The organism is Marmoricola sp. OAE513 (assembly GCF_040546585.1).
Taxonomy (GTDB): Bacteria; Actinomycetota; Actinomycetes; order Propionibacteriales; family Nocardioidaceae; genus Marmoricola.
The window spans coordinates 464,716-485,670 of the sequence record NZ_JBEPOC010000001.1; the positions used below are offsets into that span (position 1 = coordinate 464,716).

The following is a 20,955-nucleotide window of genomic DNA, read 5'->3' on the forward strand; positions in this document are numbered from 1 at the left end:
CCCCCAGGACCGCTCTCGTGGACACCGGGTCCGGAGGATGCGAGCTCAGCCGACCAGCTTGGCGCCGTTGCAGGTCGGACGGGAGACGCTGTAGACGTCCGCTCCGCCGGCGTTCAGACCGATGAGGTCACCGAGGTTCTTGATGACCGGGTCCAGCAGCGGCGGGAGCGTCGTGTTGACAGCGGTCTTGAGGATGTTGCTGACGCCGTCGAGCACGGCCGCGATCGCCGTTCCTGCTCCGGCGTTCTTGTCCAGGTTGATCTCAGTGGTGACGGCGATCGCGAACAGCACCTTCGTGGTCATGGTGATCTTGCCGCTCACCACCGTCAGCGGGTCGTTGGTCAGGCTGGGCAGCAGACCGAGCTTGTCGAACCGGGTTCCTGCCGACAGCGGCGAGCCCTTCGGGGTGGAGTTGTACGAGTTCTGCGGCACCCGGAGGTTCTTCGTCGAGGAGGTCGCCGACGGCGCGGTGATCGCGTTCACCCCGAGCTTCACGTGATCGAACTTCACCTCGATCAACGTGCCGAGGACACCCTGCAGCAGCGTGCCCAGCAGGCCCAGCTGGGCGGTTCCCATCGTGCCGTTGAGCTCGAGGTTGCTGGTCGCGCTGAGGCCGAGCAGGCCCGGCGTGACCGCGACCGAGTAGGAGTCCGGGGCAGCCGCCGTTCCTGCCTGGCAGACGATCGGGTTCGGGCTGACGAGCTTGCCGGTCGCGTTGCCGATTCCGCCGGTGATCTTGACGCCACCGGTGATGTCGACCCCGAGGATCTTCGTGTTGGCCGGGACCGAGTAACCCAGGTCGACCTTCACCTGCGACGACTTCGCCACCGCAGTCGGGCTCGGGTCGTTCGGCACGCCGCACCAGGTCTGGATGCCCTGGGTCACCTTGATGCTGCCGGTGATCCCGGCCGCGTTGAGGCTGCTGACGTCGACGCCGTGCTCCCCGTTGGCGACCTGGATCGCGCCCGAGATCAGATCGAGCACGTTCACGTCGGAGTTCAGCGCGGCGCTGTCGGTGCTCTGCAGGCTGATCATGTCGAGTACGTGGACCGGCTTGCTCAGGTTGATCCCGCTCGCTTGAATGGCCTGCAGCGCGGTGATCGCCGCGGCGTTACCGGGCTTGTCCTGCTTCTGCAGCACGGCGATCGTCGCCGCGGTGAAGTTGCCGAGGGTGACGTTGTTGTTGAGCAGACCGTCGACCGAACCGATGTGCGAGTCGGCCGCCAGCGAAGCCAGGTTCAGGCTCGCGGCTGCCAGCCCTTGGTAGCTGACCAGGCCGAGGTTGAGACCGAGGAGATCGTTGAGCGGTCCGAGCAGCGTCGACCCCTTGGTGTCGATCGCGGCGGCGTACGACCCCAGCTTGAAGCAGGCCGAGGACTGCCGGACGCCGATCGCGTACCGGGTCGCCGAGCCGCTGCCGAACCCGTCGCCGGGCAGCGCGTTGGCCAGACCGAAGCCGACCGTCGCGGTCGCTTTGACCCGTACTGCGGTGGGGATCACGTTGGAGGCGGTGGTCGGGGTGAAGTAGTTCGCCGTGCCGTACGCCGCGTTGTCCACGGTGCCCAGCTCGTAGGAGATGTCCGCGCTCTTGCCGCCGCTGCCGGAGCCGATGTTGGTGGCGTTGCGGTCGCGGCTCTCCTCGGCGATGGTCTGCAGCGCAGCCTTCTTCGACGCCGTGTAGGAGCCGTAGGTGCCCCCGGTGAGCTGGCGCGACAGGTCGAGCGCGACGACGTCGGCGACCGCCTGCATGTCGCGCCGGGCGACCCGCTGGACACCGATGTCGACGGCCAGTGCGGCCATCGGGATCAGCACGAAGCAGGTCACCAGCGCCATCATGACGGCGACTGCGCCCTGCTGGTCGCGGCGCCGCATCAGCCGACCTGCGCGGTGGCGCTGTAGGCGAGCGTGTCGGGCAGCAGGAAGCCGAATCCCGGAACGGTCGGCATCAGCGAGTGGTCGCGGTACGGGTAGCTGACCTTGACCGACAGGCACTTGAGCGCGTTGCCGTTCACGTCGTTGCCGCAGCCCGTGGTCTTCCAGGTGAAGGTGCAGGTCAGGTTCGACGTGCCGCAGGCCAGGTTGCCGGCAACACCTTCCAGGGCGTCGTCGACGGCCGACTTGGCGACGGCCTCAGCGGCCGCCTGCGAGGTGCCGGCGGGCGCCACGGCTGCGGCGCGAGCACCCTCGGCGGCGGCCTGGGACAGCGACTGCCGGAAGCTCAGCATGTAGGCGTACGAGATCGTCGCGAACACCAGCGGCAGAACCAAGAAGCAGATGCACAGCGCGGTCTCGACCGCGGCTGCTCCGCGTTCGGTGCGCTTCCCTGAACCCCACGTCGACATTGCGGCCCCCTATCCGTGATAGGAGGTTAGCGCCCTTAAGGGACCTTTGTCCCTTTTATCGCATATTTCCCGAAGGGTTCGGTTCAGCCCTTCGGCGGCTCGAAGTCGGACTTGCTGAGCTCCTCGACGTTGACGTCCTTGAAGGTCAGCACCTTGACGTTCTTGGCGAAGCGGGCGGGCCGGTACATGTCCCAGACCCAGGCGTCGGTCATCGAGACCTCGAAGAACACGTCCCCCGCCTCGGTACGCGCCTTCACGTCGACGGAGTTGCACAGGTAGAAGCGCCGGTCGGTCTCGACGACGTACTTGAAGATGCCGACGACGTCGCGGTACTCCCGGTAGAGCGTCAGCTCCATCTCGGTCTCGTACTTCTCGAGGTCCTCGGCGCTCATCGGCTCGTCTCCTCCAACGTCTCCAGGTCGATCTCGAGCTGCGGCTCGAGACTCAGGGGCTCCTCGTCGACGAGGCCCGCGGCGCGACGTACGTTCACGAACCTCATCCGGTGGATCGGACACGGTCCGTGCTCGGTCAGCGCCTCGGTGTGCTCGGCGGTGATGTATCCCTTGTGCGTGGCGAAATCGTAGTCCGGCCAGAGCTCGTGCTGCTGCATCATCAGCCGGTCGCGCGTCACCTTCGCGATCACCGAGGCCGCAGAGATGCAGGCAGCCACCCGGTCCCCCTTCCACATGGCCAGCCCGGGCACCCCGAGGCCGTCCACCGGGAAACCGTCGGTGAGGACGTACGCCGGCCGCACGTCCAACCGCGCGAGCGCCCGGCGCAGCGCTTCGATGTTGGCCACGTGCATGCCCATCCGGTCGCACTCGGCCGGCTCCACGACCACGACCGACCACGCGAGTGCCCGCTTCACCACCTGGGCGTAGCAGCGTTCGCGCGCCTTGGCGGTGAGCAGCTTGGAGTCCGCCAGCTCGGGGATCAACCCGGCCTTGCCCTCGGGCAGGATCGCGGCGGCCGCCACGAGCGGACCCGCGCACGCACCCCGACCGGCCTCGTCGACCCCCGCGACCGGGGACAGCCCGGCGCGGCGCAGCGCGCGCTCGTACCCGTACAACCCGGCATCACGCCGGATCGTCGCGCCCCGCGGGCGGTCGGACAACGTCATGGCCGCGCCCCGCCTACGGGTTGGGGATGTCCTTGAACGTGTCGGGCGTGTGGATCCACTTCGCGCGCCCGGCCGGCCAGATCAGCGACCACACCTTGCCCACGACGAGGTCGTCGTCGACGAAGCCCCCGCCCGGGTCGCCGGTGTGCGCGCGCGAGTCGGCGGAGTCGCTGCGGTTGTCGCCCATCACCCAGAGGTGACCCTCGGGCACCTTGACGTGGAACTCCGTGTCGCACGGCAGCACGTTCTTCTTCAGGTACGACTTCTCCTCCAGCGCCTTGCCGTTGACCGTCAGACGGCCCTTGGTCTTGGCGTCGGAGGGGTTGCAGTCGACGGAGTCGCCACCGACGCCGATCACCCGCTTCACCAGGTGGCCGCCCGAGGGGTAGAGGCCGATCGCCTCGAGCGTCTTGGTGAACGGGTTCTTCGCCGAGTTGCTCTCGATGTCGTTGAGCCAGTTGCCGGGGTCCTTGAACACGACGATGTCGCCGCGCTCGGGGTGCCCGCCGAACCAGTAGGAGACCTTCTGCACCAGGATGCGGTCGTTCTTCACGAACGCGGGCTCCATCGAGGGCGACGGGATGTAGAACGCCTGGATGAAGAAGTACTTGATCCCGATCGCGAGTACCAGCGCGATGCCGAGCAGCAGGATGCTCTCCTGCCACACCGGCAGCGGCTTCTTCTCAGGCTTCGACCTGATGGCCTTGCGCGACTTGGGCCCCGGCGATGACGTGCCCGAATCCGAGTCTTTCGGAGCGTCGCCCGGGGCGAGCCCGGGGGAAGGTTCAGTCACGTCCGGAGCCTAACGTCGAGTCCCAACTCGCTGGTGGAAATCACAAACGAGGGTGGAGCTCAGAACTCGCGGCGCTCCTTGATCTTGGCAGCCTTGCCGCGCAGGTTGCGCAGGTAGTACAGCTTGGCGCGACGGACGTCACCGCGGGTGACGATCTCGATCTGCTCGAAGATCGGGGAGTTCAGCGGGAAGGTGCGCTCGACGCCGACACCGAAGGACACCTTGCGCACCGTGAAGGTGCGGCCGATGCCGGAGCCCTGGACGCGGATCACGACGCCCTGGAACACCTGGACGCGGGAGCGGTTGCCCTCGACGACCTTCACGTGGACCTTGACGGTGTCGCCGGCGCGGAACTCGGGGACGTCGCTGCGCAGCGAGGCGGCAGCAAGGGTGTCGATGACGTTGGTCATGGTGTATCTCCTCGCGATCGCCACAGGTCAGCCGCGGTACGTGTTTCTCGGTGGGATGACCCGGTGCTGCTGGCCGGTGCGCTGCGCCCCCTGTGGCAGGTGCTCGCGCAGATCCCTGGTCAGAAGTGCAACGCAGGCGATCGTGGCCGACTGGGCCGAGGGGAGATTCTGCCAGAGACGGCCTGCCCGAGGGAAATCAGCCGCGGTTCGCGGGCTCGAAGGTCCCCTCGAGGTGCCAGGCCCCCGCGAACTTGTCGAACGGTCCGCCGACGACCCCGCTGACCCAGGTGAGCACGAAGCGGCCGGTCGCGGCGTCGTAGGTGCCCGAGACGGGCACCGTCAGGCCGGGGGTGCCGCCTCCCGGCTTCGGGGAGCCCTGGTTGAAGTACAGGTTGTTCCACGACGCGGTCCAGGCGGTGATCTGGCCGGTGAGCTTGCCGTCCTCGACGAAGATCGCCGGCTCCGGGTTGCGCTTCTTGGTGCCGGGGTCGACCTTCTCGGTGGAGATCCCGAACTTGATGGCGGTGAAGCTGCCCGGCTGCGCGATCCGGCGGGCGACCGCGTTGCCGCCCTTGTCGAACGGGACCTTCGGGTTCGGCTGGTAGGACCCCGTCACCAGTCCCCCGTCGCTCCCGGGCACCTGGACGTTGAACGACTTGTCCTTGCACGGCGAGTCCGGGTTGCCGAAGAACGGACCGTCGGCAACCGTGCCGCCGCGGTTGATCATCCGGAAGTACGAGCCCGCGGCGCCCTTCGCCGTGCACCGTCCCGGCTCGAGCCGGAAGGTCCCGACGAGCTCGGTGCCCTTGCCTGCCCGGGCAGGCGCCCTGTCGCCGTCGCTGCCGCAGCCAGGCAGCACCGAGAGGGCCAGTACGGCGGCGAGCGCGATCACGGTGCGGTTCATGCGGGTTCTCCTTGCGGATGGGTCAACCGGACCGGGCGGCCGGCGAGGAGGGCGAGGCCGACGACGATCAGCCCGGGGACCAGGAAGGCCCACGGGAAGATCGCGAACGGCGGCAGCGACTTGAGGGCGTCGTAGTTGTCCACGTTGTCGCTCATCGCGCCGATCATCGGCGTCATGTCGTTGAGGATGTGGACCCAGCCGTCGTTGAGCGCGGTGGTCGCGGGGAATTGCCGTGCCACCTCTGCGGCGCTCAGCCCGGTCTCCTGCAGAGCCGGTACCACCTCGAGCCGGATCGAGCCCTGACCGACCGCCATCTGGGAGAAGTAGCCCTGGATCCGGCCGACGTTCTCGCTGGTCTCGAGGTCGGCAAAGGCGGACATCATCTCGCCACCCTTCGGCGCGCGGGCGAACATGCCAAAGGCGAACGGCACCACGACCAGCGCGATGCCCACGGCGGCGACGGCGACCTGGCTCCCCCGGGTCCAGCGACGCCGCAGCGCCACCACGGCGAGGACCGCGAGGAGCACCAGCCCGGGCGCGAGGAAGAACCACGGAAACAGCCGGAAGCTGGGCAGGTCCGCCATCGCCTGGTAGTTGTCGAGGTTGTCGGTGACGTCGCCCATCAGCCCCGACATGTCGTCCTCGATCGGCGGCCACTGCTCGCTGAACTCCGCGTACGTCGGGTTGGTCGCCCTCGCGTCCGTCGCGTCCAGCTCGGAGACGGCGTCATCGATCAGGTCGAGGTCGGCAATGAACCCGGCCAGGCGTTCGGAGCTCATGAAGGGTGTGAAGTCCTCGAGCATCGAGGCGCCCTGCGGGGCCTTCGTGAGCATGCCCATCGCCAAGGGCCCAGCCACCAGACCGAGTGCGAGCAGGCCAAGGACGAGCACCGAGGTCCGGGTGCGTCGGGACGCTGTCCGCCACTCGGTCGCTTTGTCATCCAAGTCGACCATGTTGCTAGACTTTAGACCATGAACTCCGTTGGATCCCTCCCGATTCCCACCGGTCGTCGCGTGCACAGGAACCAGGGCCGACACCTGGGCCTGTACGCCGCGGCGCCGCTCGCGGCCCTGCTCGCACTGGCCGCGGTCGTCGTCCCGCAGCCCTCGCAGGCCGCCCCCGGCGTCCCCGCTGCCAAGGCGACCCGGCTCGTCGGCACGCTGCAGCTGACCGCCGGCAAGTGCGCGGGCGGGAAGGTCACCGGCACCTACCTGCGGATGATTCTGCCCAGCGGCGGTCCCAACGGGCCCTACATGGCGAACAACGACTCCTCGTGCTCCGACCAGAGCATCACTCCCCTGGCCCCGGGAACCGACGGCGGCCTCAAGGTCGGCGGCGCGTACCAGCCGCCGCCGAGTCCGGTCTTCGACTCCTCGGGCAACGCGAGGGCCAACCGGCTGACCGCGCCCGCCCCGTTCTACGGCACCAGCTTCGCCACCGGCACCACCAAGGTCGACCGGCAGACCAAGAAGGCCGTCCCGGCGCCCAGCGCCACCGTCACCGGCAGCACCCTCACCGCTGACCTGCGTGCGTTCGCCGTCACCTGGAACAACCAGGACTTCAACCAGGGGGCACCGAAGCCGGACGGTTCCACGCCCGGCAACACCCGCTCCGCGACCGGCACGTACGACGCCGCCACGGGAGCCTTCACGTTGCACTGGACCAGCCAGGTCGTCGGCGGGCCCTTCGACAAGTTCACCGGCTCCTGGTACTTCGTCGGCAAGTTCGTCCCGGCCGCCGGGACGAAGCCGCCAGCCGCGAGCGGCAACGGCGGCAGCGCCGGCGGAACGGCGAACCCCGGAACCACCGCGAACGGCGCGGGCACCGGAACCGCCGTGCCGAACGCCCCGACCTCCCCCGGCGCGATCCCGACCGGCGCCAACCCGGGCGACGTCCCCGGCGCCGCGCCGGTCGTCGCCGGTCAGCAGCCGGCAGCGACCGGCCCGGTGACCACGAAGACCGTGACCCAGGAGAAGTGGCGGGTCTCCAAGCCGGTCATCGGTCTGGCCGTCGGCATCGCCGTCCTGGGGTTCGCCGCCCTGCTCGCCCTGAGCGTCCTGCGCAGGCGGGCCGAGGCACCGGGCGAGGCGTCGTGAAGGTCCCCCACGTCCTCTCGGCCGCCGCGCTGAACCGCAACGCGCGGTTCATCAAGCCCGCGCTGATCGTCCTGATCGCGGTCGACCTGCTCGCCCTGGCTGCCTTCTCGGTGCGGCTGGACTCGGTCACCACCACGACCAGCGTCCCCGGCCCGCCACCGGCAGCCGTGCTCGCGCCGGTCACCGCACCTCCCGCCGCGCCCGTTCCGCCGGCACTCCCGGCCGTCTCGGTCGGGGTCGGGGGCACGCCGATCAGCACTCCGGCCAAGCCGTCCCCGACGCCGAGCAAGCCTGCTGCGCCGGTCACCCCGGAGCCGACGGACCCGGCGGAGCCGACCGAACCCGGCTCGGTGAAGATCGCTCGCTGCGTCATCCCGATCAAGGAGCCGACCACCAGCGGTGGACTGCAGACCCTGATCGGGTTCGCCCCCGCGTTCGGTCCGTTCAAGGCCGAGGCGTTCGCCCCGGCGGCCGCCTACCAGCCGCTGCTCCAGCTGCTCGGCCCGATCCTGGCCAAGTACCCCGAGATCGCCCCGAAGATCGAGCCGGCGCTGACGCCGCTGCTGGACACCTTCGCCGCGCTGCTCGACCAGGGCTTCAACCTGATCGCGCCGCTCTACAGCCCCTACCGGCAGTCGTTCCTGGAGGCGGAGGGCAAGCTCGCCGCCGCCCTGGCGCCGTACTCGCAGAAGCTGGCGGCCTCGCCGCTGGGTGGCTGCATCGTGGAGCTGCAGGCAGCGCTGCTCGAGGACAGCACCCCGACGGCCAGGACGGTGGCAGCGAAGTAGGGGTCAGGCCTTCTTCGTCAGACGGACGACACCCGGCTCGATCTCGCCGCGGAGCCGGTAGCCGGCCTTGCGGTACATCCGCTGGTTGCGCACGCTGCCGGCCCCGGTGAAGAGCTCGTAGCCCTGCACGCCCTCGGGGGCGAGGGCCTCGATCTGCTCCAGCAGGGTGCGGCCCAGGCCGGTGCCCTGCACGTCGGGCGCGACCATCAACCGCCCGATGTCCCAGGTCGCCGCGCCGTCCTCGGCGTGCAGCCTGGCCCGGACCGCGCCCACCAGGCGACCACCGGAACGGGCGACGAGCACGGTGTCGGTGGCGATCCAGGAGACGACGTCGGCCAGCGACTCCTGCAGCGCCGGGATCTCGACCCCGGGGTTGGCCTGCTGCTCCTGGACCCAGCACGCGCGCTGCAGGGTGAACAGCTCGCCGGCATCGGCAGGCGCGACCAGGCGGATCTCCCCGTCGGCGAACCCGGCCGAGAGGTGGCGCAGGTCCGGTCGTCGCTCCGCCGTACGCCGCTCGGACTGCTCGCGCCGCCAGGCGGCGATCCGCCCGTGGTCCCCCGAGAGCAGGACCTCGGGGACAGCCAGCCCGCGCCAGACCGCAGGCTTCGTGTAGACGGGGTACTCCAGCAGGCCGTTCGCGTGCGACTCCTCGGCGAGCGACTCCGCGTTGCCCATGAAACCGGGGATCAGCCGCACCACCGCCTCGATGACGGCCAGGGCCGCCACCTCCCCGCCGTTGAGCACGTAGTCGCCCAGCGAGACCTCGCGGACCTCCATCCGGGTGGCGGCGTGGTCGAGCACGCGCTGGTCGATGCCCTCGTACCGCCCGCACGCGAAGACCAGGTGCTCGCGCTCGGAGAGCTCGGCCGCCAAGACCTGGGTGAACGGGCTCCCGGCCGGGGTCGGCACGACCAGGACGGCACCCTCCGCGCCGAGCGCGTCCAGGGCCTCACCCCACGGCTCGGGCTTCAGCACCATGCCGGCCCCGCCGCCGTACGGCGTGTCGTCGACGGTGCGGTGCTTGTCGGTCGTCCAGTCGCGCAGGTCGTGCACGACGATGTCGAGCAGACCCTTCTCGCGTGCCTTGCCGGGCAGCGAGAGCTCCAGCGGCGCGAGGTAGTCGGGGAAGATCGAGACCACGTCGATGCGCACGTGCGGAGCCTATCGAGCGTCCGAGCTTGCTCGTGACCGAGTGGGCGAACGCACGGTGCCGAGCGGAGCGAGAATCACGTGCGGAGCCTATCGAGCGTCCGAGCTTGCTCGTGACCGAGTGGGCGAACGCACGGTGCCGAGCGGAGCGAGGATCACGTCAGTCCTCCAGGTCGGTCAGCAGGCCGGGCCGGTCCGCCACGACGATCCGCCCGCCGGTGACGTCGACCTCCGGGACGAGCTCGGAGACGAACGGCACCAGCACGTCGCGCCCGTCGGCGTCGATGACCAGCAGGTCCTGCGCGGTACCGTGCACGATCTCGCGCACCTCGCCGATCTCGCGGCCCTCCGTGGTCACCACGGTGAGACCGACCAGCTGGTGGTCGTAGAACTCCTCGGGGTCCTCGGGGCGCTCGTCGGGGTCGAGCGGGATCACCAGGAGCGTGCCGCGGGCCTCCTCGGCCGCGTTGCGGTCGGCGATCTCGGTGAACCGGACGAGCAGACGGCCCGAGTGCCAGCGGGTGCCTGCCACCGTGAGGTGGGCGGGACCCGCAGCACCGGGCCGTCTGCTGTCCGTCTTCAGTACTGCTCCCGTCGCGAAGCGACGGTCGGGCTCGTCGGTGCGGGGCTCCACGGAGACCTCGCCCTTGATGCCGTGCGGCTTGCCGATCCGACCGACGACGATCGTCGCCGAGGGATCAGCAGCCGCCATCGATCAAGCCTCGATCAGCGACGACGGTCGACGTCCACGAAGTCGACACGCGCTCCGCCGCGACCCGCGAGGGCCGAGACGACGGTCCGGAAGGCGGTGGCGGTGCGACCGTTGCGGCCGATCACCTTGCCCAGGTCGGACGGGTGCACGCGGACCTCGAGGATCGAACCCCGACGCAGCTGCTTGTCCCGGACCGAGACGTCGTCGGGGTTGTCGACGACGCCACGGACCAGGTGCTCGAGCGCTTCGGCCAGCATCGTGCTCAGGCCTCGGCGGTCTCGTCAGCAGCCGGAGCCTCGGCGGCCGGAGCCTCCTCAGCGGCGGCCTCGGCGGCCGGAGCCTCCTCAGCGGGAGCCTCCTCGGCCGGAGCCTCAGCAGCCGGCTCCTCGGCCTTCTTCTCGGCCTTCTTCTTCGTCACGGCCTCACGCTTCGGCTCGTTGGCCGCGTCCTTGAGCGCCTCGTTGAAGATCTCGAGCTTGTCGCGCTTCGGCTCCTTGACCTTCAGGGTGCCCTCGGCGCCCGGAAGACCCTTGAACTTCTGCCAGTCACCGGTGATCTTGAGGATCGCCTCGACGGCCTCGCTCGGCTGCGCGCCGACGCCCAGCCAGTACTGCGCCCGGTCGGAGGTGACCTCGATGAACGAGGGCTCCTCCTTGGGGTGGTACTTGCCGATCTCCTCGATCACCTTTCCGTCACGCTTCTTCCGGCCGTCGACGACGACGACGCGGTAGTACGGCTGACGGATCTTGCCCATACGCTTCAAACGAATCTTGACGGCCACGTTTGTGGTGTCTCCTTGCGAGTTCTGGAGTGGGTGAGCGGGCCTGCACCAGGTGGGGACCGGGTCGAACCGCTCGGGGGGCTCACACGGTTCGGGATAGAGGGTCCGAAACCGCCTGAGACTCAGCGGGACATTCTGCCAGAGAAGGCGGAGCGCGGGAAATCGAGTCCGGCAGACTGTCCCCATGACGACGCCCCCGCCGGAGCAGCCGCCGTACGGTTACCCGCCCCAGCAGCCGCCGTACGGATATCCGGCGCAGCCGCCGTACGGCGCGCCGGTCCCCTACGGTTACCCCGTGCCACCGTCGCCGGGCAAGAAGCGGCCCAGCGCCTGGTGGTTCCTGCCGGGCGCGCTGGGACTCGTGCTCGCCGTGGTCTGCGGCGTCCTCTTCGGGGTGACGGTGGTCCGGAGCCTCAGCACCGACGGCTACCTTCCTGCCGACGGTGAGGCGCACGCGATCAGCCTCGACGACTCGGGTGACCACATGCTCTACTTCCCGACCGAGGAGGGCGCGCCGCAGTGCGCCGTTACCGAGGACGGCGCAGCGGTCGCCGTCGAGCCGCTCACCGAGGACGTCGGCGACTACGACGTCGGCACGGACGGCGAGACCTGGATCCCGTTCGCGGAGTTCAGCACCGACGGAACCAGCGTCGACATCACCTGCTCCGCGGCTGAGGAGGAGGTGCGGGTCGGCGCACCGTTCGGGGAGTCCCAGCTGATCACGATCGGCATCACCGCGATCGGCGCCCTCGCGTTCGGCATCCTCGGCCTGGTCGGAACGATCGTGGTGGCGGTGCTCTTCATCAGCCGGCGCCCCCGGCACTGAGCTGGGACACCAGCTTCTGCGGGGCCATCAGGCGCCAGCTGTCGGTGAGGAGCTCCGCGACCTCGCTCCAGTCGACGCCGTCGGGTGAGCTGCCCGCACCGGCGAGGATCAGACCGCCGAGGTCGCGCCCCCACCTGGCCGCGAAGTGCGGGTGCCCCAGCCGGAGCAGGAGCTCGCGGTCCTCCTCAGTGACCCGGAAGGTCAGCACGACCGCCGGGCCGTCGATGCCCGCCGCCTCCGCATAGCTGGCCGGGCGGCCGTCGACCAGGGTGAGGACGTGGGCGAAGGTGCGTCCGCGCACCCGCCAGCGGACGCCGTGCCACGCGTTTTCCTCCACGACGCCGGGCAGGGTCAGGCAGAGGTCACCGAGACGCGCCACGGTCGCTGCATCCAGCTCCAGGTCGGTCATGTCCCGACCTTAGGACCGCCCGCCGACAACGGCGCCGCGCAGCACGATCGCGGTGGGCTCGCGCAGCACGGTGAGGTCCAGGAGGGGGTTGCGCGGGTAGACCAGGAAGTCGGCGGGCGCCCCTTCGACCAGCGTGGCGTTCCAGCCGAGCCAGGACCGGGCGCGCCAGGAGGCGGCCCCGAGCGCGTACTCGGCCGGGAGACCCAGCTCTGCCATCGCGAGGACCTCGCCGGCCAGGTTGCCGTGCTTGCTGATCCCGCCGCCGTCCGAGCCGGCGTACAGAGCCACCCCGGCGTCGTACGCCGACATCAGGGTCTCGCGACGCCGCGCGTAGAGGTCGGTCATCGTCGCGGCGTACGCCGGGAACTTCTCCCGCCCTCCGGCCGCGTGCTCGGGGAACTTGTCGACCTGCATCACCGTCGGAACCAGCGCCGTCCCGGCGGCGGCCATCGCCTCGACCAGGTCGGTGGTCAGGCCGGTCCCGTGCTCGATGCAGTCGATGCCGGCGGCGATCAGGCCCGGCAGGACGTCGTACCCGAAGCAGTGCGCGGTCACCTTGGCCCCGTGCTCGTGCGCGGTGCTGATCGCCGCGGCGAACGCGTCGGCCGGGAAGGACGGTGCCAGGTCGCCCTCCTCGCGGGAGATCCAGTCCCCCACGAGCTTCACCCAGCCGTCACCGCGCCGGGCCTGGACGGCCACGGCCGCGGCCAGGTCGGCCGGCTCGACCTCCTCGGCGTAGTTGCGGATGTAGCGGCGGGTCCGACCGACGTGCCTTCCGGCACGGATCAGTCGCGGCAGGTCCGCGCGCTCCTGGACCCACCGGGTGTCCATCGCTGAGCCGCAGTCGCGGATGAGCAGCGCCCCTCCGTCGCGATCGGCGATCGCCTGGGCCTCCGCGGTCTCGAGGTCGGTGGCGCCGTGGTCGTCGAGGCCGATGTGGCAGTGCGCGTCGACCAGTCCCGGGACGATCCAGCCCTCGGCAACGGTTTCGGCGCCGGGCTGCGCGTCGTAGGACACGACACCGTCGACCACGTAGAGGTCGGCGGCCTCGCCGTCGGGCAGGACCGGACCCCGGAATCGCATCACTGGCACCCGGCGAACCTATCGCGCGCCGCTCGCGGCGACCCGTCGGCCGCGGGAGCTAGTTCAGGTACTTCGACAGGTCCGGCATCGCGTTCGGGTCGAAGTCGGCGGCGTCCCCGCCGGGCAGCCCGAACGGGTTCGCGGCGGGGGCGGCCGGCTCGGCCGCCTGCTGCTGCGCCCGCTTGGCCGGGTTGCCGGAGACGCGCTTCCCCTTGCCCTTCTTCGCCTGCGGTGCCTGACGTGCCTTGGCGCGCTTGCCCAGTGCCATCCCGGGCGACCCGGGCATGCCCGGCATACCGCCGCCCTTGGCCATCTGCTGCATCATCTTGCGGGCCTCGAAGAACCGGTCCACGAGCTGGTTGACGTCGGCGACCGTGCGGCCCGCGCCCTTGGCGATCCGGGACCGGCGGGAACCGTCGATCATCTTCGGGTTCGCGCGCTCGGCCGGGGTCATCGAGCGGATGATCGCCTGGATCCGGTCGATCTCGCGCTCGTCGAAGTTGTCGAGCTGCTCGCGGAACTGCCCCATGCCGGGGAGCATGCCGAGCATCTTGGTGAGCGAGCCCATCTTCTGGATCTGCTGCATCTGGTCGAGGAAGTCGTCGAGCGTGAATTCGCCGCTCTGCAGCTTCTCGGCCGCCTTCGCCGCCTGCTCGGCGTCGAAGTTCTTCTCGGCCTGCTCGATCAGGGTCAGCAGGTCACCCATGTCCAGGATGCGCGAGGCCATCCGGTCGGGGTGGAAGAGGTCGAAGTCCGTGAGCTTCTCGCCGTTCGAGGCGAACATCACCGGCTTGCCGGTCATCTTCGCGATCGACAGCGCCGCGCCACCGCGGGCGTCACCGTCGAGCTTGGTGAGCACGACGCCGTCGTACCCGACGCCGTCGAGGAAGGCCTGCGCCGTGTTGACCGCGTCCTGACCGATCATGGCGTCGACCACGAACAGGACCTCGTCGGGGTTGACCGCGTCCCGGATCCCGGCGGCCTGCGCCATCAGCTCCTGGTCGATGCCCAGGCGTCCGGCGGTGTCGATGATGACGACGTCGTGCAGGGTCCGGCGGGCCTCCTCGACGCCCGCGCGGGCGACCGAGATCGGGTCCCCGACGCCGTTGCCGGGCTCGGGGGCGAACACCGTCACGCCGGCACGCTCGCCGTTGACCTGGAGCTGCTGGACGGCGTTCGGGCGTTGCAGGTCGGCGGCGACCAGCATCGGCGAGGAGTTCTGGCTCTTCAGCCACAGCGCGAGCTTCGCGGCCAGCGTGGTCTTGCCGGCACCCTGCAGACCGGCGAGCATGATCACGGTCGGCGGGTTCTTCGCGAACCGCAGCCGGCGGGTCTCCCCACCGAGGATCGCGACGAGCTCCTCGTTCACGATCTTGATGACCTGCTGGGCCGGGTTCAGCGCGGCACTGACCTCCGCGCCGCGAGCGCGCTCCTTGATCGCTGCGACGAAGTCCTTGACCACCGGCAGCGCGACGTCGGCCTCGAGCAGCGCCAGCCGGATCTCCCGGGCGGTGGCGTCGATGTCGGCCTCGGAGAGCTTGCCCTTCCCACGAAGGTTCTTGAAGCTCTCGGCAAGGCGGTCGGAAAGGGTGTTGAACAAGGCGATCCTCGAGGTCGGACGTCAGAGCTGCGCTGACCAGCCTAGTTCACCGCCCGCGGGGGCTCGTCGGTCAGGATCAGCGAAGGTTCAGCCGGAGGGGCTGAGGGCCGTCCGGACCGCGTCGGCGGCCGCCGCCGCCCGTTCGGCGCTCAACGCCTCGGCGTCGGCGTCCTGGACGTAGAACACGTCGACGGCCTGCGGGCCGAGGGTGTCGACGTGGGCCGAGCGGACCGTGAGACCCAGCCCCGCCAGTGCGGCGCAGACCAGGTGCACGACCCCGGGACGGTCGGCGGCACGGACCTCGAGCACGGTCGCACGCTCCGAGGCCTCGGGGTGGAGCACGACGATCGGGGCGAGACCGTCGGCGTCGGCCGGCCGGAGCCGGGTCCCTGCGTCCAGGCGGCCCTCCGCGATGGCCTCCAACCGTTCGCGCAGCACCTTGGCGTCGATGCCGGTCCGCGAGACCTGCCACCGGGAGATCCCGATGCCGTCCTCGGTCCAGACGCGGGCGGCGCGGATGGAGACCCGCTGCAGGGCGATCGCCGCCGCCGTGTCGGCGAGCAGGCCGACACGGTCGCGCGACATGACGGTGATCGTCGAACCGTCCCCGTCCTCGGTCACCGTCACCGCGACCGCGTTCGGCACCGAGCGCACCGATGCGGGTACGTCGACCGTGCGCGGCTCCTCCTCGAAGGTGAGGTGCTCGGAGAGCTCGACCGACGCGCGCCGTACCAGGCTGCGGATCAACGAGGCACGCCACGTCGTCCAGGCCTTCTCCGAGGTCGCCTTCGCATCCGCCTCGGTGAGCGCGGCGAGCAGCTCGAGCTCCTCGCGGTCGTGGATCCGGGTGGTCACCAGCTCGACGGTCTGCGGGTCCTCCGGGTCACGGGTGGTCGCCGTCTGGGGCAGCAGCAGGTGCCAGCGGACGAGAGCGGCGACCAGCTCGGTCTCCCGGGCGTCGAACCCGACCCGCGCAGCGATCTCGCGGGCGATCGGCTCGCCGGCGATGCTGTGCTCCACGGTGCCGCCCTTGCCGATGTCGTGCAGCAGGGCGGAGATCATCAGCACGTCCGGGCGGGAGACCCGCCGGATCAGCGCCGAGGCCTCGATGCAGGTCTCGACCAGGTGCCGGTCGACGGTGAACCGGTGCACGACCGAGGCGTGCGGCAGCAACCGCACCCGCTCCCACTCCGGCAGGATGGTGGCCAGGGCCCCGGTCTCCTCCAGGGTCTCCCAGACCGGCAGCAGCCCGCGCCCGGCAGCCAGGAGCCGAACCAGCAGGTCGCGCGCCTCGGCCGGCCACGGCTCGGGGATCGGAGGCACCTCAGCGATCAGGCGGGCCGTGGTCGACGGCTCCAGGACGACGTCGCGCTCGGCCGCCTCGGCGGCGGCGCGCAGCAGCAGGAGCGGATCCCCGGACGGCTTGGCGTCCCGGTCCAGCACGATCTCCTCGTAGGCGATCGCCAGTCCGTTCCCGAGCGAGGTCAGCTGCGGCCTGCGCGTGGTCGCCGACCTCGCCGGACGCCGTACGACGGCGTCCGCGCGACGCCAGACCAGCCGGGACAGGTGGGTGATGCGCTTGCCGAGCCGGCGCACGTGCAGCTGGACCGCCGCAGCGTCGGGGAGCTCCAGCAGCGGAGCCATGTCGGCCCAGAGCTCGGGGGCGATCCGATCGGTTCCACGCCCGGCCACCTGGTGCACGACGTCGCGGACGTCGAGCAGCGCCTGCCTGCACGACTCGAGCTCACCGTGCGGGACGTCGACGAGCCAGGTGGCCGTCAGCGCCTTGAGAACCGTGGCGTCGCGCAGCCCACCGGTGGCCTCCTTGATGTCGGGGACCGAGAGGTGCGCGATCTCCCCGAGAAGACTGCCCCGGTCGCGCACCAGGTCGTGCAGCTGCGGCAACCGCTGCTTGGCGTCGCGGCGCCACGCAGCCAGGATGGCGGTCCGCAACCGCAGGGTCAGGTTCGGGTCGCCGGCCAGGTGCCGCAGGTCGAGCAGGCCGAGCGCGACCTTGAGGTCGGCGCCCGCCTGCTCGAGGACCTCGGGGAACGAGCGGACGGCGTGGTCGATGTTCGCGCCCGAGTCCCACAGCGGGTACCAGATCTTGCCGGCCCACTCCCCCGCCTCGACCTCCACGTCGTGCACCAGCACGACGTCGAGGTCGCTGTACGGCGCCAGCTCCTCCCGGCCGTAGCCGCCGACGGCGACCAGGGCCACCCCGGTCTCGGGGCAGCCCACCGACGCGAAGGCCTCCTGGCACAGGGCGTCGGCGGCCCGGGCTCGCTCCGCCCGGTCGGCAGCTGTCATGAGCGGTCGGGTCAGATCGCGGATTCGTCGCGGTCGCCGGTGCGCACCCGGACCACGCTCTCGACCGGGGCGACCCAGACCTTGCCGTCGCCGATCTGACCGGTGTGGCTGGCCTTCACGATCGCCTGCGTCACCGCGTCGACGTCACCGTCGTCGACGACGATCTCGATCCGGACCTTCGGCACCAGGGCGATGTCGTACTCGGCACCGCGGTAGACCTCGGTGTGACCCTTCTGCCGGCCGTAGCCCGAGACCTCGCTGACCGTCATGCCCGTCACGCCGACCGTCTCGAGGGCGGCCCGGACGTCCTCCCACTTGTGCGGCTTGATCACCGCGGTCACCAGCTTCATCGCAACTCCTTCTCGTTCGTCATCAGAAGACTGCCACCTCAGCCGCCGAGGTGGGGACGGGCCCCGCCCGTGGCAGCGTGCAGGTCGTACGCCGTCTCGGCGTGGATCACCAGGTCGACCCCGGTCACCTCGTGGTCCTCCTCGACGCGGAAGCCCATCGTGCGGTCGAGGACCAGCGCGATCAGGCCGGAGGCGAGGAAGGCGTAGGCGAAGGTCGCCAGGCAGCCGAGCGCCTGCTTGCCGAGCTGGTCCAGCCCGCCGCCGTAGAGCAGACCGTCGACCGAGGTCACGTCCGTGGTCGCGAGCAGGCCGATCAGCAGCGTGCCGACCAGACCGCCGACGAGGTGGACGCCGACGACGTCGAGCGAGTCGTCGTACCCGAACTTGTACTTCCACCCGATCGCCACGGCGCAGACCAGACCCGCGACGGTGCCGACCGCGATGGCGCCGAGCGGCGTCACCGCGCCGCACGCCGGGGTGATCGCGACCAGACCGGCGACGACACCGGAAGCAGCGCCGAAGGACGTGGCGTGCCCGTCGCGGATCCGCTCGACCAGGAGCCAGGCGAGGCAGCCGGCGCACCCGGCCATCAGGGTGTTCACGAAGACGGTGGCGGCCGTGCTGCCGGCCTGGAGGGCGGACCCGGCGTTGAAGCCGAACCAGCCGAACCAGAGCAGCCCCGCGCCGAGCATCACCAGGGTCAGGTTGTGCGGCTTCATCGGTTCACGTCCGAACCCGATCCGGGTGCCGAGCACCAGGGCGACGGCCAGACCGGAGGCGCCCGAGTTGATCTCGACCGCCGTACCGCCCGCGAAGTCGAGCACCTCGAGCTTGTTGGCCATCCAGCCGCCCACGTGGTCACCCGCGCTGAAGTCGAAGATCCAGTGCGCCACCGGAGCGTAGACCAGCACGGTCCAGACGGCGGCGAAGACCAGCCAGGTGCCGAACCGGGTGCGGTCCGCGATGGCGCCGGCGATCAGCCCGCAGGTGATCACGGCGAAGAGGCCCTGGAAGATCGCGAACGCCGCGTGGGGCACGGTCCCGCTCGCGGTGTCCAGGACGTCCCGGAAGCCGAGGTACTGGAACGGGTCCCCGAACAGGCCACCGGCGACGTCGTCGCCGAAGGCGATCGAGTAGCCGACGAGCACCCAGACGATGCTGACGACGGCCAGCGCCCCGAAGACCATCATGATCATGTTCAGCACGCTCTTCGAGCGGACCATGCCGCCGTAGAACAGCGCGAGGCCCGGTGCCATCAGCATGACCAGGGCGGCGGAGGTGAGCAGCCAGGCGGTGTCGCCCGCGCTCACACTGGCGAGGGGTGTGAGGAGTGGTGAGCTCATGGATCCACACCCTCACGCGCACAGGTTTCCGGCAGGCGCGCCCCGTGTTTCCACGAAGTTGCACGCCTGCCGGAAATGTTACGGCCGTGTTAACGGACGCTCACTGCTGTGCGGTTCTCGGACCGGTCAGATCGCGGCCTCGTCGCGGTCTCCGGTACGGACCCGGATCACGCTGTCGATCGAGGAGACCCAGACCTTGCCGTCACCGATCCGGCCCGTCTGCGCGGCCTTCACGACGATCCCGACGACGTCCTCGACGTCACCGTCGTCGACGACAATCTCGATCCTGATCTTCGGCACCAGGGCGATGTCGTACTCCGCGCCCCGGTAGACCTCGGTGTGACCCTTCTGCCGGCCGTAGCCGCTGACCTCGCTGACGGTCATGCCCGTCACGCCGAAGGTCTCCAGGGCCTCCCGGACCTCTTCCCACTTGTGCGGCTTGATGACCGCGGTGACGAGCTTCATCAGAGTGCCCCTTCCTTGGTGAGGACCGAACCGCCGCCCGAGGTGGCCAGGTCGTACGCGGACTCGCCGTGCTCGGCGAAGTCGATGCCGTCGACCTCCTCCTCCTCGGTGATGCGCCACCCGATCGTGTACTTGATGGCGTAGCCGAGGATCGCGGTCGCGATGCCCGACCAGGCGACGGCGATGAGGACACCCTTGGTCTGCGACCACAGCGAGTCCCAGCCGCCGCCGTAGAAGAGGCCGTCGACCGACTGCGTGGAGAACAGGCCGATCAGCAGGGTGCCGACGATGCCGCCGACCAGGTGGACGCCCACGACGTCGAGGGAGTCGTCGAGACCCAGCTTGTACTTCAGGCCCACGGCCCAGGCGCAGACCGCACCGGCGACCGCACCGATCGCGATCGCACCGCCGACGTCGACCGCGCCACAGGCGGGCGTGATCGCGACGAGGCCGGCGACGATGCCGGACGCCGCGCCCAGCGAGGTGGCCTTGCCGTGCAGGATGCGCTCGATGATCAGCCACGCGAGCATCGCGGCGCAGGTGGCCAGGGTGGTGTTCACGAAGGTCAGCCCGGTCTCGGACATGAACTGCGCGGTGTTCTCCTCGTCGGTGGCGCCGGTGAAGACGATGGAACCGACGTTGAAGCCGTACCAGCCGAGCCACAGGAGGCCGGCGCCGATCATCGTGAGGGTCAGGTTGTGCGGCTTCATGGGCTGCTTGCCGAAGCCGACCCGCTTGCCGATGATCACGGCGAGCACGAGAGCGGCGATACCGGCGTTGATGTGGACCGCCGTACCGCCGGCGTAGTCCTGCGCTCCCTGGCGCCCGCAGATCCAGGAGTCCTCGGTGCAGCTGAAGACCATGTGCGAGAGCGGGAAGTAGGACAGCGTCACCCAGAGCGGCAGGAAGACGACCCAGGCGGAGAACTTCACGCGGTCGGCGATCGCACCGCTGATCAGCGCGGCGGTGATGATCGCGAAGGTCATCTGGAACGCCATGCCGATGTAGCTCTCGTGCGGCACGTCCTTGAGGGCGAACAGGTCGAACGGGTTGGTGAACGCCCCGCCGAGGACCTCGTCGGGGCCCCACGCCATCGACCAGCCCCAGAGGACGTAGACGATTCCGACGATGCCGACCGAGACGAACGACATCATCATCATGTTGAGCACAGACTTGGAGCGGCTCATGCCGCCGTAAAACAGGGCCAGCGCGGGAACTGTCATCATCAGCACGAATGCTGTGGCGACGAGCATCCAGGCGTAATAGCCGTCCATGGAACCTCCAGTGGTGAGACTGCTGTGGCTGCGCGTTCACCCCCGGGCCAGACAGCGGTGTCGGACCAGGGCGGGTCGCGTTGTCTGGAGAAGAGTCCTGGGTCGAGGTTTCACGCAGCGGTGCGGAGCGGTTTCGTTTGCGTGACACATCCGGGGGCGGTGTTACGAATGTGTGAACTGACCCGACCGCCGAAAGC

Annotated in this window: 23 protein-coding genes; 3 read left to right on the forward strand and 20 right to left on the reverse strand. The window is 70.0% G+C overall.

Translation table 11 applies throughout. The features are described from left to right. Positions 1–45 precede the first annotated feature (45 nt). From ABIE44_RS02245 to ABIE44_RS02280, 8 genes are all read right to left on the reverse strand, one after another. Positions 46–1,872 carry a pilus assembly protein TadG-related protein gene (locus tag ABIE44_RS02245; RefSeq protein ID WP_209722747.1) on the reverse strand — a complete coding sequence of 609 codons (1,827 nt, stop codon included), beginning with the start codon at positions 1,870–1,872 and terminating at the stop codon, positions 46–48. Further along, positions 1,872–2,342, reverse strand: a complete 471-nt coding sequence (locus ABIE44_RS02250; protein WP_209722743.1) for a TadE/TadG family type IV pilus assembly protein — start codon at positions 2,340–2,342, stop codon at positions 1,872–1,874. The genes ABIE44_RS02245 and ABIE44_RS02250 overlap by 1 nt, the downstream gene beginning before the upstream one ends. Before the next feature lie 83 nt (positions 2,343–2,425). Further along, entirely contained in the window at positions 2,426–2,734 is a 309-nt protein-coding gene (locus ABIE44_RS02255) for a DUF2469 domain-containing protein (RefSeq protein ID WP_209722740.1), read from the reverse strand. Beyond that, positions 2,731–3,456: a ribonuclease HII gene (locus ABIE44_RS02260; protein WP_354438353.1), complete on the reverse strand. Its 726-nt coding sequence runs from the start codon at positions 3,454–3,456 to the stop codon at positions 2,731–2,733. Before ABIE44_RS02260 ends, ABIE44_RS02255 begins: the two co-directional genes overlap by 4 nt. 19 nt (positions 3,457–3,475) lie before the next feature. Beyond that, a complete protein-coding gene (lepB, locus tag ABIE44_RS02265) occupies positions 3,476–4,255 on the reverse strand; it encodes a signal peptidase I (RefSeq protein ID WP_354437778.1) in 780 nt (259 codons plus the stop codon). 59 nt (positions 4,256–4,314) lie between these two features. Beyond that, positions 4,315–4,665 carry a 50S ribosomal protein L19 gene (gene rplS, locus ABIE44_RS02270; protein ID WP_209722734.1) on the reverse strand — a complete coding sequence of 117 codons (351 nt, stop codon included), beginning with the start codon at positions 4,663–4,665 and terminating at the stop codon, positions 4,315–4,317. A 196-nt stretch (positions 4,666–4,861) separates the two neighbouring features. Next, a complete protein-coding gene (locus tag ABIE44_RS02275; protein ID WP_209722731.1) occupies positions 4,862–5,569 on the reverse strand; it encodes a hypothetical protein in 708 nt (235 codons plus the stop codon). Beyond that, positions 5,566–6,522, reverse strand: coding sequence for a hypothetical protein (locus ABIE44_RS02280; RefSeq protein WP_209722728.1), 957 nt, complete (start codon positions 6,520–6,522; stop codon positions 5,566–5,568). The genes ABIE44_RS02275 and ABIE44_RS02280 overlap by 4 nt, the downstream gene beginning before the upstream one ends. An 18-nt stretch (positions 6,523–6,540) precedes the next feature. Between ABIE44_RS02280 and ABIE44_RS02285 the strand changes: the two genes are divergently transcribed. Both ABIE44_RS02285 and ABIE44_RS02290 read left to right on the forward strand, forming a co-directional pair. After that, a complete protein-coding gene (locus ABIE44_RS02285) occupies positions 6,541–7,665 on the forward strand; it encodes a hypothetical protein (RefSeq protein WP_209722725.1) in 1,125 nt (374 codons plus the stop codon). Continuing rightward, positions 7,662–8,453, forward strand: a complete 792-nt coding sequence (locus ABIE44_RS02290; RefSeq protein ID WP_209722722.1) for a hypothetical protein — start codon at positions 7,662–7,664, stop codon at positions 8,451–8,453. The genes ABIE44_RS02285 and ABIE44_RS02290 overlap by 4 nt, the downstream gene beginning before the upstream one ends. Before the next feature lie 3 nt (positions 8,454–8,456). On the opposite strand, the gene trmD is transcribed toward ABIE44_RS02290, so the two are convergent. From trmD to rpsP, 4 genes are all read right to left on the reverse strand, one after another. Further along, complete coding sequence (gene trmD / locus ABIE44_RS02295) at positions 8,457–9,608, reverse strand: tRNA (guanosine(37)-N1)-methyltransferase TrmD (RefSeq protein WP_209722719.1); 1,152 nt, start codon at positions 9,606–9,608, stop codon at positions 8,457–8,459. 157 nt (positions 9,609–9,765) lie between these two features. Continuing rightward, a complete protein-coding gene (rimM, locus tag ABIE44_RS02300; RefSeq protein ID WP_209722716.1) occupies positions 9,766–10,317 on the reverse strand; it encodes a ribosome maturation factor RimM in 552 nt (183 codons plus the stop codon). A gap of 14 nt (positions 10,318–10,331) precedes the next feature. Further along, the gene (locus ABIE44_RS02305; RefSeq protein ID WP_209722713.1) at positions 10,332–10,574 is read right to left on the reverse strand and encodes an RNA-binding protein; all 243 of its coding nucleotides are present in this window, start codon (positions 10,572–10,574) and stop codon (positions 10,332–10,334) included. A 5-nt stretch (positions 10,575–10,579) separates the two neighbouring features. Beyond that, on the reverse strand, positions 10,580–11,098 hold the full coding sequence (rpsP, locus tag ABIE44_RS02310) for a 30S ribosomal protein S16 (RefSeq protein ID WP_209722710.1): 519 nt from the start codon (positions 11,096–11,098) through the stop codon (positions 10,580–10,582). A 184-nt stretch (positions 11,099–11,282) separates the two neighbouring features. Between rpsP and ABIE44_RS02315 the strand changes: the two genes are divergently transcribed. Continuing rightward, positions 11,283–11,924 (forward strand): hypothetical protein, encoded by a 642-nt coding sequence (locus ABIE44_RS02315; RefSeq protein ID WP_209722707.1) that lies wholly within the window; start codon positions 11,283–11,285, stop codon positions 11,922–11,924. On the opposite strand, the gene ABIE44_RS02320 is transcribed toward ABIE44_RS02315, so the two are convergent. From ABIE44_RS02320 to ABIE44_RS02355, 8 genes are all read right to left on the reverse strand, one after another. Further along, positions 11,902–12,333 carry an MmcQ/YjbR family DNA-binding protein gene (locus tag ABIE44_RS02320; protein WP_209722704.1) on the reverse strand — a complete coding sequence of 144 codons (432 nt, stop codon included), beginning with the start codon at positions 12,331–12,333 and terminating at the stop codon, positions 11,902–11,904. The two genes, ABIE44_RS02315 and ABIE44_RS02320, sit on opposite strands and share 23 nt — an antisense overlap. A gap of 9 nt (positions 12,334–12,342) precedes the next feature. Beyond that, positions 12,343–13,416 carry an amidohydrolase family protein gene (locus ABIE44_RS02325; RefSeq protein WP_209723739.1) on the reverse strand — a complete coding sequence of 358 codons (1,074 nt, stop codon included), beginning with the start codon at positions 13,414–13,416 and terminating at the stop codon, positions 12,343–12,345. Positions 13,417–13,474: 58 nt separating this feature from the next. Beyond that, a complete protein-coding gene (ffh, locus tag ABIE44_RS02330) occupies positions 13,475–15,016 on the reverse strand; it encodes a signal recognition particle protein (protein WP_209722702.1) in 1,542 nt (513 codons plus the stop codon). Between the two features lie 87 nt (positions 15,017–15,103). Next, positions 15,104–17,326 carry a [protein-PII] uridylyltransferase gene (locus tag ABIE44_RS02335; protein ID WP_209722699.1) on the reverse strand — a complete coding sequence of 741 codons (2,223 nt, stop codon included), beginning with the start codon at positions 17,324–17,326 and terminating at the stop codon, positions 15,104–15,106. An 11-nt stretch (positions 17,327–17,337) separates the two neighbouring features. Continuing rightward, positions 17,338–17,676, reverse strand: a complete 339-nt coding sequence (locus ABIE44_RS02340; protein ID WP_209722696.1) for a P-II family nitrogen regulator — start codon at positions 17,674–17,676, stop codon at positions 17,338–17,340. A 38-nt stretch (positions 17,677–17,714) separates the two neighbouring features. After that, positions 17,715–19,019, reverse strand: a complete 1,305-nt coding sequence (locus ABIE44_RS02345) for an ammonium transporter (protein ID WP_209722693.1) — start codon at positions 19,017–19,019, stop codon at positions 17,715–17,717. Between the two features lie 126 nt (positions 19,020–19,145). Beyond that, positions 19,146–19,484: a P-II family nitrogen regulator gene (locus ABIE44_RS02350; protein WP_123234362.1), complete on the reverse strand. Its 339-nt coding sequence runs from the start codon at positions 19,482–19,484 to the stop codon at positions 19,146–19,148. Continuing rightward, positions 19,484–20,758 (reverse strand): ammonium transporter, encoded by a 1,275-nt coding sequence (locus ABIE44_RS02355; protein ID WP_209722690.1) that lies wholly within the window; start codon positions 20,756–20,758, stop codon positions 19,484–19,486. Before ABIE44_RS02355 ends, ABIE44_RS02350 begins: the two co-directional genes overlap by 1 nt. Between the last annotated feature and the right edge of the window lie 197 nt (positions 20,759–20,955).